Raw genomic sequence first — 14,675 nt, forward strand, 5'->3', positions numbered from 1 at the left:
CTTGTAGGCGGACAACGCCGACGAGCCGCTGGCCGGATCGACCAGCCGCTCGAAGCTCGCCACAACGTCTTTGGCGGTGACCGCGCGGCCATCGTGGAATTTTACCCCTTGCCGCAATTTGAAGGTCCAGCGGCTGGCCGTCTCGTTGGCCTCCCAGGACAGAGCCAGCTTCGGCTGCAGACCATCCTTCGGATCGTCGAGGATCAGATACTCGCCGACCTGGCTGATCACCCCGATGCTGGCCGGATCGGTGACCGAAACCGGATCGATCGCCTTGGTCGGCTGGCCGAGCCCGACGCGAACCGTGCCGCCGCCGGCAGCCGCGGCGCGCGCGCCTCCCAACCCCTGCGAGGCGGCAAAGCCGGTCAGGCCGAGCAGTGCGGCATATCTGAGGAGATCGCGGCGCTTGAGAAAGCCGCCCTGATGTTCGTCGACGGCGACATTCCAGATGTCCCCCGACAGATTGCGAACTGCGTCGATATCTCTGCGTCTGGTCATTTTGAAACCCTGCTTTGAAATGAAGATTGAAAATCTATGCGACGGGCTCGCCGTCGAGATGGATGCGGTCGACGGCCTGCGGATAGAAGGCGATGAGGCCCTTGATCTTCGGCATTTCCTCAATGGGATCCCGGTAGCTCCAGGCGATATCAGGGCGCACCGAACCGTCGCTCAGCAGGCCGGACCAGTAAGAGGCGATGCCCTTGTAGGGACATCGCGTCGTGGTGACGGACGCCGTCAGCCGCTCCAGCCGGATGTCTTCCGCGGGCAGATAAAAACGCGTCGGCAGATGCGTCTCGAACAGCAGCACCGGGCGGTGGCTGTCGGCGATCGGCTCGCCGTCGAACCAGATCTGCAAATGGCTCGAGCTTTGCAGAACATCGATGCGTGCATAGGGATCGCGGGCGTGGACGAAGACTTCCTCTTCCTCCTCGAACCACTGGTCGACGGCCTTCCAGGTGAATGCAATGCGGCCGGCCAGCGGCGCCAGGTTTTCATCCGGCGGTGACACGAACGACCACGCCGCGTTGGCGCTGCGCCTGTCGCCGCTGTCGATATCCCAATAGGCGGTCTCGCCACCGACCGGATGCGGCTCGCGATGCAGCGAAGGTTTCAGCACCGATGGGTCGACCGCTGACGGCGGGAAGAAATAGATCGGCAGGAAATGGTTGGAGCGCAGCACCAGCACGTTGCGGCTGTCGGCGATGGTGCGGCCGCCGAATTTGACGCGCACACGCTTGGGGCTGTGCAGGACATTGACGAGCTGCGGCGCGGTCGCTTCGCGTGGCTGCAATCTTGGTGCGACGGTCATGATCGTTCTTCCGGTCAGGACACGGCACGCGCATTGTCGCGCTGCTCGGCGAAGCGGTTGGCGGGCCGCGCCAGGCCGAAACGGTCGCGCAGCGTTCCCGGCCCGTATTCGGTCGGGAAGACGCCGCGCCGCTGCAGCTCCGGCACCACCTGTTCGGCAAAATTCACCCAGTCTTCTGGCAGCAGCGGGAACATCAGGTTGAAGCCGTCAGCGGCACCCGAAACGAACCAGTCCTGCAACTGGTCCGCGATCTGTACCGGCGTGCCGGCAACCGTCGGCACCGAACCGCTGTTGGCGAGCTTGCGCGCGATCTCGCGCAGGCTGAGATTCTGCTTCGCCCACTGCTTGACCCGGTTGAGCGATGTGCGCCCGCCATTGAACGTGCTTTCGTCCGGCAGCGGCGGCAGCGGCCCGTCCGGCGGGGACAGCGACAGGTCCAACCCGCTCCAGCTCGACAGAAGGTCGATGCCGACCTGATCCGGCAGCAAGGTCTGCAGGTATTCTTGCTTTTCCCGGCCTTCCGCTTCGGAGGCGGCGACGATCGGCAGGATGCCGGGCAGGATCTTGAAGCTCTCCGGCCGCCTGCCGTGGCGGGCCAGCCGCTCGTTGATGTCCTGACGGTATTTGATGCCATCCTCCTTGGTGCTGTAGATGGCGAAGTGCGCATCGGCCTGGGCGGTGGCGAAGTTCTTGCCATCTTCGGACGAGCCGGCCTGGACGATTAGCGGATGGCCTTGCGGCGGCCGCGAGACGTTGAGCGGCCCACGCACCTTGAAGTGCTTGCCCTTGTGATCGATAGGATGGACCTTGTCGGGGTCGGCGAAATGGCCTGACGCCTTGTCGATCAGCAGCGCCTCGTCTTCCCAGCTGTCCCACAGCGCCTTGACGATATCGAGGAATTCGGCCGCGCGCTCATAGCGGAAAGCATGTTCGATATTGCCGTCGCGGCCGAAATTGCGCGCCTCCTCATCCATGGCCGAGGTGACGACGTTCCACGACGCCCTGCCCTTGCTGATATGGTCGAGCGAGGCGAACATGCGCGCCACATTGTACGGCTCGCTGTAGGAACTCGACGCCGTGGTGATCAGGCCGATATGCTTGGTCACGCTAGCCAGCGCCGATAGCAGCGTCAGCGGTTCGAGGCGGGCATTGGCGTAATGGGCGACGCCGCTCTTGACTGAATCCCAGATCGACACGTGGTCGGCGACGAAGATGGTGTCGATCCTGGCGCGTTCGGCCGCCTGCACGAGATCGCGGTAGAATTCGAAATCCAGTACCTCCCGCCCCGGCGCCCTCGGGTGGCGCCACGACATCCGATGATCGCCCTGCGGGTTGAAGAAGAATGCGCTGAGGATCATGTGGTCTCGAGCCATGCCGGGCCTCCTTCCAGATCTGCTCCGGAGACCGTCGCGCTGCCTCGGCAGACGGCGACAATCTCTGCTGATGCGAGAAAGGTAGATTGCGCTCCGGCTTAATTCGAGTAAATTTATAGAGATAATGAATTGCGAAAGCGGAAGCGATTGCCCTCGATGGCGGCGCTGGAAGAAAGTGGTTTCAAGTCCCCATGTCCTCCTCGGTTCTGAACGTAGACCAGCTGTCCGTGGCCTATGACGGGCGCAAGGGATCGCATCCCGCCGTCAGCGGCGTGTCACTGCACATCGGCGAAGGCGAAGCGCTCGGCCTGGTTGGCGAGTCGGGATCGGGCAAAAGCTCGGTGGCGCTCGCCATATTGCGCTATCTGCCGAAAAACGCCCGCATCGCTGCGTCGGCGCTGGAATTCCAGGGCCGCGAAATCCGCGACCTTTCCGCCGAGCAACTGCGCCGGCTCAGGGGAAATCATATCGCCGCGGTCTACCAGCATCCCGGTGCTGCCCTCAATCCAAGCATGACGATCGGCCGCCAGATCACCGAGACGGTCATGCGGCATCGCCCGGTTCGCCTCGAAGAGGCGCGCGGGCGCGCCGCCGAACTGCTGGGCCGCGTCCGGGTCAGCCATCCGGAGCGGGTGCTGGATCTCTATCCGCACGAACTCTCCGGCGGCATGCAGCAGCGCGCCAACATCGCCATTGCCATTGCGCTCGACCCATCGCTGCTGGTGCTGGATGAGCCGACGACGGCGCTCGACGCCAGCGTCCAGTCCGAGATCATCGCCATCCTCTCCGACTTACGCAAGGATCACAAAACCAGCATCCTGCTGATCAGCCACGACATCAATATGATCCGCCGCTCCTGCGACCGGGTGGCGGTGATGCAGGCGGGAACCGTGGTCGAAAGCGGCGTCGCGAGCGATGTCTTCGACAACCCCTCTCACGCCTACACCAAGGCGCTCATCGCCTCGATCCCGGCGCTCAACTACACCAAGCGGGACGGAAGACTGGCGGAGACGGACGGCGTGCCAGCGCACCCAATGGCCCAAGGCGAAGACGCCGGCCTGCCAAAAGAACGCCGCATCGCGATCGCCTGCAAAGGCATCAGTCATGCCTTCGGCAGCCAGCCAGTGCTGCACCACGTCGATCTCGACATCGGCCAGGGCGAGACCTTCGGGCTGATCGGCGAGTCCGGTTCTGGCAAGTCGACCCTGGCACGGATCGTCACCGGTCTGCAGACGCCAAGCGCCGGATCGGTCGAACTGTTCGGCAGGACGGTCGCGCCGCGCGTCGAGAAGAGAAACCTTGCCGAACGCCGCGACGTGCAGATGGTCTTCCAGTCGCCGGATCGCACGCTCAATCCGCGCCAGCGGATCGGCACGATCCTCGGCCGCCCGCTGCGCAGGCTCGCCGGCCTGCGCCGCAGCGAAGTGAGAGCCCGCGTCGGCGACCTGCTGCAATCGGTTCGCCTCGCCGGCGCCACGGCCGAGCAGAAGTCGCGTTCGCTGTCCGGCGGCCAGCGGCAGCGGGCGGCAATCGCGCGCGCCTTCGCCGGCGTGCCGAAGGTCGTCGTGCTCGATGAACCGACCTCCGCGCTCGACGTCTCCGTCCAGGCGACCGTTCTCAACCTGCTCAACGACCTGCAGCGCGACAAGGACACGACCTATCTGTTCATCAGCCACGACCTCAGGGTGGTGCGCTACATGGCCGACAGGATCGGCGTGCTCTATCGCGGACGCCTGGTCGAAACCGGCTCCTCCGACCAGATTTTTCGCGGCCCCAACCACCCCTATACGGCCCTGCTTTTGGCTGCGTCCTCCGACGAAGCTGCGCCGAGACTATCCGCTCCAATCGAGATCGAGGCAGCCGGCGTCCCGAATACGGGGTGCTCCTTCGCCGACCGCTGCCCGCTGGTCCTGCCCGACTGCCGAAAGGCGGAGCCGCCGGCCCGAGAGGTCGCGGCCGGCCACCGGATCGCCTGCTGGCGGCACCGCCAGGGTTTTTGAGCGGCTCAACAGCAGTCCGAAGGTCCGCCGCGGCGGGGTTTTTGCGGCAAGCAGATGGTCGATGTACGAACCTCTCTGACGGCTGCCGCCAAGTTCACGCGGCTATGCCGGGGTTGGGAGCTTCCTCGCATACAATTACATTCGTTTATGCTAATATATTTCAGCCATGCACATTCGTTCATGGCGAACATGTGGGAGGATGCGATGAAAACCATGAATCGCAGGTCTGCAATTGCTCTCGGTGTGACGGCTGCCGCGATAACGCCTCTGTTCACCCTGGCGGCATCAGCGAAGAAATACGGCCCGAAGGAAGGCAAGGAGATTGCGCCCGGTGTCAGGGTGGTTGAGGTCAGCACCGGCAACTCCGACATTCCCGCCTACAAGAGCATCGCAATTGTCGACGTGGTATTTCAGCCCGGCGCACACGCGCCTCAGACGGTGATGGACAACGATATGGTCTGCACCATTGCTTCAGGTGCGTTCACGATCAAGAAGGCCGACAAGGAATTCAAGCTCAAGACGGGTGACATGTACACCTGCGCCAAAGGCAAGACCGACGAGGCGACAAATACAAGCAAGGAGGTCGGCGTGCATCGGATCGCCGTCCTGATACCTGCCTAGCAAACCGGAATCCGGCCGGATGGGAGGTCGCATTCCGTCCGGCCGTCGCTTGCGTACACTAGGTGCTGACCTCGTCCGGCCAACGCCCTTCGGCAAGATCGGCAGGATTACGCCGCTGGTGCCAGCCGGGTCACAGCCGCATGTTCGCTTTCCTTCAGGCACAGTGCGATGCCGGCATTGGCTCTTGAAGGGCCAAGCCAGACCCGCGTAACATAGCGCCAAGTCAACCGCTCACATTGAGTCTGCTTTATTAGTCCGGGCTAACGTCCGGATTGGTTTGGATATTTTCCTTGAACACGCAAGCAACCAGCAGCGCACCGGAGCGCGGCAAATCGTTTGCCCATGTGGCGGAAGCCTCCTGGGGCAAGGGCCTCAGCACCTTGCTCCGCATCGTGCGCATGACGCTGCGCCATCCCTGGCAGGTCGCCATCACCATCGTCTCGACCTTCATCGCCGCGACGCTGCAGCTTTTCATTCCACGCCTGCTGGGACGCGCCATCGACCAGGCGCAAGGTGTGATGGCCGCGGGTGCCGGCGCTGCGGCGGAACAGGCGCTGTGGAACACGGCGCTGACGCTGCTCGTCGTCTCGATCCTGCGCGGCCTCTTCACCATGGCGCAGAACTACTATGGCGAGGCCGTCGGTCATCGCACCGGCTATGAACTGCGGCTGGCCTTCTACGAGAAGATCCAGCGCCTGAGCTTCGCCTACCACGACAGGGTCCACACCGGCGATTTGATCACGCTCGGCCTGCTCGATCTCGACGGCGTGCGCATGTTCTTCTCCACCGGCATTTTGCGTGTGGTGCTGCTCGGCGTGCTGATCGGCGTCGGCGCCTATCTCCTGATCAGCACCGATCTCATGCTCGGGCTGCTCAGCCTGAGTTTCGTGCCCCTCGTCGCCTGGCGGTCCTCGGTCACCCAGCTGGCGTTGCGCAGCACCTGGTTGACTTTGCAGGAGCGGCTGTCTGTGCTGAGCCGGGTGATGGATGAGAACCTCGGCGGCATCCGCGTCGTGCGGGCCTTTGCGGCACAGCGGCATGAGCTGGAAAAATTCGACCGCGCCAAGCTGTCGGCGCTGGAGCTTGCCAATCAGCGCGTCGACATCCGCGTCTCCAACACCAGCGCCATGAACTTCTCGTTCCTGGCCGCCATGGGGCTGGTGCTCTGGTTCGGCGGCCAGAAAGTGATTGCAGGCCAGATCAGCGTCGGCACGCTGGCCCAGTTCCTCACCTTCATGACCATCCTGCAGATGCCGGTGCGCCAGCTCGGCCTTATGGTCAACTCCTTCGCGCGCGCCTCGACCTGCGGCAGCCGGCTATTCGAACTGCTCGACGCCGAGCTCGACATCGAGGACGCGCCCGGCGCCAAGGATCTCGTCGTCACCGATGGCGTGCTGCGCTTCCACAATGTCGGCTTCCGCTACGAGGGCGCGGGCGACCGGCCGACTCTGTCGGGCATCTCCTTCGAGGCGAGGTCCGGCGAGACCATCGGCATCGTCGGCCCGCCAGGCAGCGGCAAGTCGACCATCGCGCACCTGATCCCGCGCTTCTACGACGTCACCTCAGGCGCGATAACCATCGACGGCCAGGACATCCGCAAGGTGACGCTGCAATCGTTGCGCAAGGCCGTCGGCGTCGTGCAGCAGGACGCGTTCCTGTTCACCACCTCGATCGAGAACAACATCGCCTACGGCAATCCCTGGGCGCGCGAGACCCGCATCGGGCAGGCAGCCGAGTACGCCCAATTGCACAATTACATCATGGGCCTCCCAGCCGGTTACACCACAGTCGTCGGCGAGCGCGGCGCGTCGCTTTCCGGTGGCCAGCGGCAGCGCCTGACCATCGCCCGCAGCCTGATGCTGCGGCCGTCCGTGCTGGTCTTCGATGATTCCACCGCGGCCATCGACGCCGGCACCGAACAGCGTATCCGGGCAGCGATGAAACGCTTCGCCAGGGATCGCGTGACGCTCATCATCTCGCACCGGCTGAGTTCGCTGATGCATGCCGACCAGATCCTGTTCGTCGAGGGCGGCCGGATCGTCGAGCGCGGCACGCATGAGGAGTTGCTGGCGCTCGGTGGACGCTACCGCGCGCTCCATGACCTGCAGTTGCGGCCGGACGATGAGCGGCCCGTGGCGGGAGCCGCGTGATGCAGACACCGGCCGACGACGAGGAGGAAGACACCAGCGGGCCACCGACAAAGGCGGTCGTGGGCTCGCACCGCGACGACGAAGAGGTCTTCGGCAAAGCTTATGACCCTCGCATCGTGCGGCGTATCTGGAGCTTCGTGAGGCCGTATCAGAACCGGATTTTCATCTCAGTCGCCGCGGTGCTGGTGTTCACGCTGACCCAGCTGGCGATCCCGCTGGTCATCCGCTACGCCATCGACCACGGCATGACGGCTGGCAAGCTCGACCAATCGGTAATGATCGCCGCGATCAGCGCTTTCGCCGTGATCATCCTGATCAACTATGCTGCCAGCTATGTGCAGGAAAGCGTCGTCGGCAAGGTGGCCGAAAACGTGCTGTCGGACCTGCGCCGCGCCATGTTCAGCCATCTGCAACGGGTCTCGCTGAGCTTCATGGACAAGACCGAGGTCGGCCGGCTGATGTCGCGCCTGCAGGGCGACGTCAATTCGATGCAGGAATTCCTCGAAACATCGGTGATGTCGGTAGGCGACATCGTGCTGTTGTTCGGCATCGTCAGCGTGCTTTTGTGGCTCGATTTCCGACTGGGCCTGCTGACGCTGTCGACCATGCCGGTGCTGTTCATCGTGCGCCTTTTCTGGCTGCCGCGCGCCAAGGTCGCCTTCATGGCCGCGCACGAAACCAACTCGATCGCCAACGGCGCACTGGCCGAAGGCATCCATGGCGTGCGCACGGTGCAGAGCCTCGAGCGCCAGCACGTCAATTTCGACCTCTACGACGAAAAGGTGCTGGCCAACCTCAATGCCCATTTGAGGTCGGCGAAATACGCGCAGGTAATGGTGCCGATCGTCGACACGCTGACCGGCATCGCCATGGCAACTGTCATCGTCGTCGGCGGGTCGATGGTGCTCTCGCACAGCCTCGACATCGGCGTCATGGTGGCGTTCCTGTTCTACATCCAGCGCTTCTTCGACCCGATCCGCTCGCTGACCATGCAATACAGCGTCATGCAGCGCGCCATGGCTTCGGGCCAGCGCATCTCCGAAGTGCTCGACGTGCCGGTCGATGTCAGCGACAGGCAAGGTGCGGTGGCGCTGTCGCGCGATATGGACGGCTCGGTCGAGTTCAGGAACGTCACTTTCGGTTATAGGCCGAACCAGCCGGTGCTGAAGAACATCTCCTTCCGCGTCAACCCGGGCGAGACCGTAGCCCTTGTCGGCCCGACCGGATCGGGCAAATCCAGCTCGATGGCGCTGGTGCACCGCTTCTACGATGTCTGGTCGGGTGAGGTTCTGGTCGGCGGCCATGATGTGCGTGACCTCACCCAGGATTCGCTCGGCGATCAGGTGGCGATGGTGCTGCAGGAGCCGTTCCTGTTCTCCGGCTCGGTGCTGGAAAACATCCGCTACCACAAGACATCAGCCAGCCGCGAGGAGGTGGTCCGCGCCGCACAAGCCGTCGGCGCGCACGATTTCATCGAGAACCTGCCAGATGGCTACGATACCGAACTCGAGCAGCGCGGCGGCAATCTCTCGCTGGGCCAGCGCCAGCTGATCAGCTTCGCGCGCGCGCTGGTGGCGGATGCAAAGATCCTGGTGCTCGACGAAGCCACGGCCAGCATCGATTCCTACACCGAGATGCTGATCCAGAAGGCGCTGATCACGCTGCTGGAAGGCCGCACCGGGCTGGTCATCGCCCACCGTCTGGCCACTATCCGCGGCGCCGACCGCATCATCGTGCTGCAGAACGGCGAGATCGTCGAAAGCGGCAACCACGAACAGCTGATGGCAAGAAAAGGCCTCTACGCCCGCCTCTACAACATGAACTACGCCTCGTTCGACGACATTTCCGAAGGCGAGCTGGAACTGGACGCGGCAGTCGGCAAGGCGACGTGATTGGACCTGCAAACGACCGCAGGCGCCTAGGCCATTTCGGGGCGTTTTGAACCCTCGCGGATGGCCTTGTGCACGCCGCGTTGCAGATCCATGAATACAGGGCTTTCCATCACCTCTTCGCGGCGCGGGCGCTCGATATCCACGTTGAATGTCTGCGTGATACGTCCCGGGCCGATGCCCATGACGACGATGCGGTCCGACAGATAGACGGCCTCCTCCACATCATGGGTGACAAACAGGACGGTCAACCTGTGTTCCTCCCAGATCTGGGTCAGCAGTTCCTGCATCTGATGCCGGGTCAAGGCATCGAGCGCGCCGAAGGGCTCGTCCATCAACAGCATCTTGGGCCGGTAGGAAAGCGCGCGCGCAATGGCGACGCGTTGTTTCATGCCGCCCGAGAGTTCGGCTGGATAGCGGTCCGCACTACCAGACAGCTTGACGAGTTCGAGATGCTCCAGCGCGATCCTGCGGCAGGTCGGGCGATCGTAACCAGCGGCCTTGAGCGCAAACTCGATGTTCTGCCGCGCCGTCAGCCAGGGAAGCAGCGTGTAGGACTGAAAGACGACGCCACGGTCGAGTCCAGGCTGCAGGATCGGCGCGCCATCGATGCTGAGATCGCCCGCGTCGAAGTCCTGCAGTCCGGCCACGATCGACAGCAGCGTGCTCTTGCCGCAGCCCGACGTGCCGACCAGGGAGACAAACTCGTTGTCGGCAAGATCCAGGTTGATACCGCGCAGCACTTCCGTGCGCCGCTCGCCCGTGCCGAAGCTCTTGTGGAGACCGGCGATCCGCAATTTGGGGCTCATCGGCTGGACCTCATTGCGAGCGGCCCTCTTGCTTGAACAGCACCTTTTCCAGCGCCTTCATCACCTGGTCGGTGATGAGGCCGAGCAGGCCGAGCAGCAGGATGTAGCCGATGATGGTGTTGGTCTGGAAATAGCGCTGGGACACGGTGATGCGATAGCCGAGCCCCGAAGTGGCGGCGACGAGTTCGGCCAGCACCAGCCAGGTCCATGCCCAGCCCAAGCTGATGCGCAGCGTATCCCAGATGCCCGGCAAGGCGCTGGGCACGACGATGCGCGTCAGGATCTTGCGATCCGGCAGGCCTAGCGTGCGCCCAAGGCCGATGAAATCGGCTGGAACCCGTTTTACATTGTCCATGATCATCAGCACCTGCTGGAAGAACGTGCCGATGAAGATGATCAGGAATTTCTGCGAATCGCCGGTGCCAGCCCAAAGGATGGAGAGCGGCACGAAAGCGACGACCGGCATGTAGCGGATGAAATCCACCAGCGGCTCGATGGCCGCTTCCCAGGAACGGAAACTGCCAATCAGCACGCCGATCGGTATCGACAGGGCCGAGGCGATGAGGAAGCCGATGGAGATACGGTACATCGAGGCTTTGAGGTCCAGCCACAACGTGCCGTCGGCCGCGAGCTTGGCGATCTGCATAGCGACGCTGCCCGGCGATGGCAGGAAGATCGGCTTTACCAATCCCAGTCCGGTCGCCGCCCACCAGGCAAGGCCGAGCCCGACGAACACGGCCACCGCGATCACCAGGAAGCGCGACCTGGCGATGGGCACGCCGATGCCGGAGGATCGGCGACGCCTCGCCTGTTTCGTGGGACGAGCCGGATCCGTTTGAGCGGGACGCTCCCCGGGCATCTGCGTCACCACCGCGATCCGGCCTTGGTCATTCCGCCGCCTTGACGAACGACGGGTCGATCATCTGCTCCGGCGTCACATCGGCCTGCAGCAGCTTGGCGTTCTTGGCGGCGGCTTCGACATCGGCGAAGGTCTTGGTGGTGAAATCACCGGTCAGCGCCGCCTTGTTTTCGGCGAGTGAGTAGTAACGCACGCCGTCAAAGGCGGTGTTGAGGTCCTTGACGTCCGAACCGACAGCCTTGGCGATGATGGCGCGCCCACCGGGCGTATCGGCATTGTAGTCCTTGAGCGCTGCGTCCCAGCTTTTGATCATGGCCAGCACTTGGCCGGGCCGCGACTTGATCACCTCGTCACGCACCACCAGCACGTCGCTGATCAGGCCGGGATCCTCGCCGGCGGTGAACAGCAGCTTGAGGTCCTTGTTCTGCGCCATGGCGACGGTGAGGTACGGTTCATAGGTCACCGCGACCGGCACCTGGCCGGCGATCAAGGCGCTGCCGGCGTCGGACGCAGGCATCGGAACCGGCTTCACATCGTCGATCGACATGCCGTTCCTGGTGAGCGCGTATTTGAGCAGGATGTCGCTCGTCGTGCCTTCCTCGAAGGCCACCTGCTTGCCCTTGAGGTCCGCGATGGAGGTGACGTCCTTGCCAGCGATGATCGCGTCGGCGGTCATGGAGACGTCGAGCAGCAGCACGATCTTCACCGGCAGGCCGGCCGCAACCATGCCCATCGCCGTGTGGGTGGCGATGTTGGCGGCGTCGAGCTGGCCGCTTGCAAGTGCTGCATTGATGTCCTTGTCCTCGGCGAAGTTGACGATCTGGACGTCGCTCAGCCCGTTCGTCTTGAACAGGCCCTTGGCCTCGGCGACATGCCACTGGCCATAGCCGAGCCAGGGCTCGATGCCGATCTTGAACGCTCCTGCCTCGGGCGTGGTGGGAATGGCCGCATCGGCCGCGTAGGCCGCCGGGGCGGCGGCGAGCCCGATGGCGGCGGCCATCACGAGCGCGCGAAATTGTCCTGTTAGGTTACGCATCATCCTTGTTCCCCTTGATGATCGGACCGCTTTTTCTGACTGAGGTAGCCGGTCCGGTGAGACTGCGGGTTTCTGCTCTTGCGGCACTGTGCCTCGGCGTCTTACCTGCCACTTCATGGTGAAGTGCGCGGATATTTCAGCGTCAGCGGGAGCGGATGTCAAGGCTAAAATACATACATGCATATACAAGTTGGAAAGACTCAATTTTTACGCGCTCCGGGATCGATCCGGTCTAGAAAATCGGTCACCCGATCGGTTCCGGCAACAGGTTCGCTGCCGACCATGACCGCCACCGAAAAGGCAATAAGGGAAGAAACCGGCGTGTGGCTGCGTGCGCCGGCGCGCAGGTTCATGACCAGCGTCGGCGACAGGAAGAGACCGGCCCGGAGCACCGCGCGCCAATCGGCCGGCAGCATGCCGCGCCGTTTGAGCTCAAGCAGCAATGGCCGCCACAGCGCTGTGGCCTTGACCTCCAGCAGGTCGCGGCGGACCGGGCTCAGGTCCCAGTCCGTGTCGACATGGAGCAGGTTTCCGTCCAGCCGCGCATGGGCGCGAAAAGCCTCGGTCGCGGTCGCCGGATCATAGAGCCAGAACGGGTGGGCGAAGATGTTGTGGAACGTCGCCTTCACCTCCGCCAGCAGCGTCGGGATATGCGAGCCTGCAAAGGCAGGATCGAAGAAGGACAGCTCCGCCCTCCCCGCCTTCGCCGTGTACCAGACATTGGCGTTGTGGGCGTCGCCATGCGCGACCACGCCGCCTGCATCGGCAAGCCGGTCCGGCCGCAAGCGCACTGCGGCGGCATCGAAAAGCTCACCGACGCTGTCGGTGTACTGCTCGCCATTGATGACGAATTTCAGCCGGGAAAACCGATCCCAATCCAGCTCGGCACCGGGAAAGACGAACGGCTTGCCGACATAGAAATCGGCCAGCCGGCCGCCTGGCGACAAGCGTGTCTCGGCATCGATCAGCCGCTCATGAAACAGCCTGTGGATCGGTTCCGCCGCCACCTCCTCGACGGTTACCGGATGCAGCGTTTCGAGATAGACCTTGAGCAGCCTGGCCGACAGGTCGCGCTCGGCAAGAACGGCTTCTCGCCGTTTGCCGGCATCGTCCTGCGCATCCAGCGCGAACAGCACATCCGAAAACCTCGGATCCGTGCGCCGCCGATAGACAAGGATCTGCTCGCCCGGTTGGGCCGACATATGCACGGGTTGATCAACCGGCAGGCCGGCGCGCGACAGAATCTCGGCGCGGTAATACTCGCCCGTCATCGCCTCTTCCCGCTCCTCCTGATGGAACTTGAAGAAGTAGGCCTTGCCGTCGTCCTCGAAGAAGCCGTTCAACGAATTGAGGCTGTATTTATCGAAGTTGATGCGGACATTGCGGGGGCGCATCGCGAACAGGTCGCCCAGCAATGCCGCCAGCGCGCTTTGTGCTTCGGCAACATCATGCTGCGCGAGTGCCCGGATCCGCGCCGTGCGGCTCGGTGCCGGCGTCATCTGTCGCTCTTGCATTCGACCTGCTTCCGTCAGCTGCTTTTTGAAGGGGAATAGCGGCTGCCGAGCGAGTAGCGGCTGCCGGCATAAGTCAGCTTGCTGATCGTCGCCACCACCGCGCCCGTCCATGTCCGGCGGTGCAGGAAAAGGCAGCAGGCGCCGACATCGATGCCCAGATGCCGCGCCGTCTCGGCATCCGCCGGGATGGCGGAAATGATATGCTCGACCTCGGTCACCGGGGTTTTCTGCATGAGGTAGTCATAGGTCGCCGTCTTCGAAAAATCCTGCTTGTCATAGTCGGGGATAAGGCTCGGATTGACGAAGCGCTCTTCGAGTTGCACCGGCAGATCGTTCTCGAAATTGACGACGACGGAATGATAGATCGAGACGCGCTTTGGAAATTCGAACGACAGCGCCAGCTCTTTTGTCGGCATGATGGTTTCGAGGACGAGGACTTCGGAACGATGTCTGTTGCCGCGCTCGACGATCTCGGCTGCGATGTTGTTGATCTCGATCAGCGTCGACTGTGGCCGCGGTGGCGCGATGAAGGTTCCCACACCTTGCAGGCGGATCAGAAACCCGGCCGAGGTCAATTCTCTGAGCGCCCGGTGAACCGTCATCCGCGAGACGCCGAGTGAAGCGACCAACTCATTCTCGGACGGCAGCTTGCGATCTTTGCCCCACCGGCCCGTTCCGATGTTTGCCAGGATGTAGTCCTTCACCTTCTCGTAAAGAGGGCTGGCGGTGTCGGGCAAAGTGATCATTTCAAAAGTCCTTTCCGGCGATTCATCGGAAATCACGACTCGACAGGTTGCCGCATGCGGATGATTGTTTTCAAGCCGTCGCTGCGCCCCGCCAACAGCCGCTCATAGGCAGCCGGAATGTCATCCAGGCCGATCTCCTGGTCGATCAGCGCCAGCAGCGGTTCGCTCAATTCACCCAGCATCCGCACGGCCTCGGGCAGTTCGTCGGCAAAGGCATGGCATCCCAGCAACCCGATTTCGCGTTCGACCAGCGTATTGGGATCAATGTCGAGGCGGCCGTGGAAGATGCCGACCATGGCGATCGTACCGCCGGGATCGAGAACGCCGAGCAGCTGATTGAGCGCCGCGACGCTGCCGGTCGCCTCGATG

General features: G+C 63.2%; 13 protein-coding genes. 4 read left to right on the forward strand and 9 right to left on the reverse strand.

Annotated elements, in window-relative coordinates:
* The 3 genes from EN879_RS06720 to EN879_RS06730 all read right to left on the reverse strand — a co-directional run.
* Positions 1-498: ABC transporter substrate-binding protein (locus EN879_RS06720; RefSeq protein WP_245493801.1), on the reverse strand; the 498-nt coding region annotated here is incomplete at its 3' end.
* Between the two features lie 34 nt (positions 499-532).
* A complete protein-coding gene (locus EN879_RS06725; RefSeq protein ID WP_024503939.1) occupies positions 533-1,309 on the reverse strand; it encodes a DUF427 domain-containing protein in 777 nt (258 codons plus the stop codon).
* 14 nt (positions 1,310-1,323) lie between these two features.
* A complete protein-coding gene (locus EN879_RS06730; RefSeq protein ID WP_127273988.1) occupies positions 1,324-2,682 on the reverse strand; it encodes an LLM class flavin-dependent oxidoreductase in 1,359 nt (452 codons plus the stop codon).
* A gap of 191 nt (positions 2,683-2,873) precedes the next feature.
* Here EN879_RS06730 and EN879_RS06735 point away from each other — a divergent pair, with 191 nt between their 5' ends.
* From EN879_RS06735 to EN879_RS06750, 4 genes are all read left to right on the forward strand, one after another.
* The gene (locus tag EN879_RS06735) at positions 2,874-4,682 is read left to right on the forward strand and encodes an ABC transporter ATP-binding protein (RefSeq protein ID WP_063168684.1); all 1,809 of its coding nucleotides are present in this window, start codon (positions 2,874-2,876) and stop codon (positions 4,680-4,682) included.
* 180 nt (positions 4,683-4,862) lie between these two features.
* The gene (locus EN879_RS06740) at positions 4,863-5,303 is read left to right on the forward strand and encodes a hypothetical protein (RefSeq protein ID WP_244514324.1); all 441 of its coding nucleotides are present in this window, start codon (positions 4,863-4,865) and stop codon (positions 5,301-5,303) included.
* A 290-nt stretch (positions 5,304-5,593) separates the two neighbouring features.
* Entirely contained in the window at positions 5,594-7,453 is a 1,860-nt protein-coding gene (locus EN879_RS06745; RefSeq protein ID WP_063168686.1) for an ABC transporter ATP-binding protein, read from the forward strand.
* Entirely contained in the window at positions 7,453-9,345 is a 1,893-nt protein-coding gene (locus tag EN879_RS06750; RefSeq protein ID WP_063168687.1) for an ABC transporter ATP-binding protein, read from the forward strand. The genes EN879_RS06745 and EN879_RS06750 overlap by 1 nt, the downstream gene beginning before the upstream one ends.
* Positions 9,346-9,371: 26 nt before the next feature.
* On the opposite strand, the gene EN879_RS06755 is transcribed toward EN879_RS06750, so the two are convergent.
* The 6 genes from EN879_RS06755 to EN879_RS06780 form a co-directional block, all read right to left on the reverse strand.
* Positions 9,372-10,151 carry an ABC transporter ATP-binding protein gene (locus EN879_RS06755; RefSeq protein ID WP_063168688.1) on the reverse strand — a complete coding sequence of 260 codons (780 nt, stop codon included), beginning with the start codon at positions 10,149-10,151 and terminating at the stop codon, positions 9,372-9,374.
* A 10-nt stretch (positions 10,152-10,161) separates the two neighbouring features.
* Positions 10,162-10,929, reverse strand: a complete 768-nt coding sequence (locus tag EN879_RS06760) for an ABC transporter permease (RefSeq protein ID WP_027160903.1) — start codon at positions 10,927-10,929, stop codon at positions 10,162-10,164.
* Positions 10,930-11,038: 109 nt separating this feature from the next.
* Complete coding sequence (locus EN879_RS06765) at positions 11,039-12,049, reverse strand: ABC transporter substrate-binding protein (RefSeq protein ID WP_164745972.1); 1,011 nt, start codon at positions 12,047-12,049, stop codon at positions 11,039-11,041.
* 197 nt (positions 12,050-12,246) lie between these two features.
* Positions 12,247-13,545, reverse strand: coding sequence for a hypothetical protein (locus EN879_RS06770; RefSeq protein ID WP_063168690.1), 1,299 nt, complete (start codon positions 13,543-13,545; stop codon positions 12,247-12,249).
* A gap of 29 nt (positions 13,546-13,574) precedes the next feature.
* On the reverse strand, positions 13,575-14,306 hold the full coding sequence (gene hutC / locus EN879_RS06775) for a histidine utilization repressor (protein ID WP_013530484.1): 732 nt from the start codon (positions 14,304-14,306) through the stop codon (positions 13,575-13,577).
* A 32-nt stretch (positions 14,307-14,338) separates the two neighbouring features.
* On the reverse strand, positions 14,339-14,675 hold a 337-nt coding region (locus tag EN879_RS06780), incomplete at its 5' end, for a zinc-binding dehydrogenase (protein ID WP_164774329.1).

The sequence above is a fragment of the Mesorhizobium sp. M7A.F.Ca.AU.002.02.1.1 genome, from assembly GCF_003998535.1.
Classification (GTDB): domain Bacteria; phylum Pseudomonadota; class Alphaproteobacteria; order Rhizobiales; family Rhizobiaceae; genus Mesorhizobium; species Mesorhizobium ciceri.

Bases quoted from the DNA above. Each gene is read 5' to 3' on its own strand.
- EN879_RS06725 (WP_024503939.1), bottom strand. From the start codon at position 1,309: ATGACCGTCGCACCAAGATTGCAGCCACGCGAAGCGACCGCGCCGCAG.
- EN879_RS06730 (WP_127273988.1), bottom strand. From the start codon at position 2,682: ATGGCTCGAGACCACATGATCCTCAGCGCATTCTTCTTCAACCCGCAG.
- EN879_RS06735 (WP_063168684.1), top strand. From the start codon at position 2,874: ATGTCCTCCTCGGTTCTGAACGTAGACCAGCTGTCCGTGGCCTATGAC.
- EN879_RS06740 (WP_244514324.1), top strand. From the start codon at position 4,863: ATGGCGAACATGTGGGAGGATGCGATGAAAACCATGAATCGCAGGTCT.
- EN879_RS06750 (WP_063168687.1), top strand. From the start codon at position 7,453: ATGCAGACACCGGCCGACGACGAGGAGGAAGACACCAGCGGGCCACCG.
- EN879_RS06755 (WP_063168688.1), bottom strand. From the start codon at position 10,151: ATGAGCCCCAAATTGCGGATCGCCGGTCTCCACAAGAGCTTCGGCACG.
- EN879_RS06765 (WP_164745972.1), bottom strand. From the start codon at position 12,049: ATGATGCGTAACCTAACAGGACAATTTCGCGCGCTCGTGATGGCCGCC.
- EN879_RS06770 (WP_063168690.1), bottom strand. From the start codon at position 13,545: ATGACGCCGGCACCGAGCCGCACGGCGCGGATCCGGGCACTCGCGCAG.
- hutC (WP_013530484.1), bottom strand. From the start codon at position 14,306: ATGATCACTTTGCCCGACACCGCCAGCCCTCTTTACGAGAAGGTGAAG.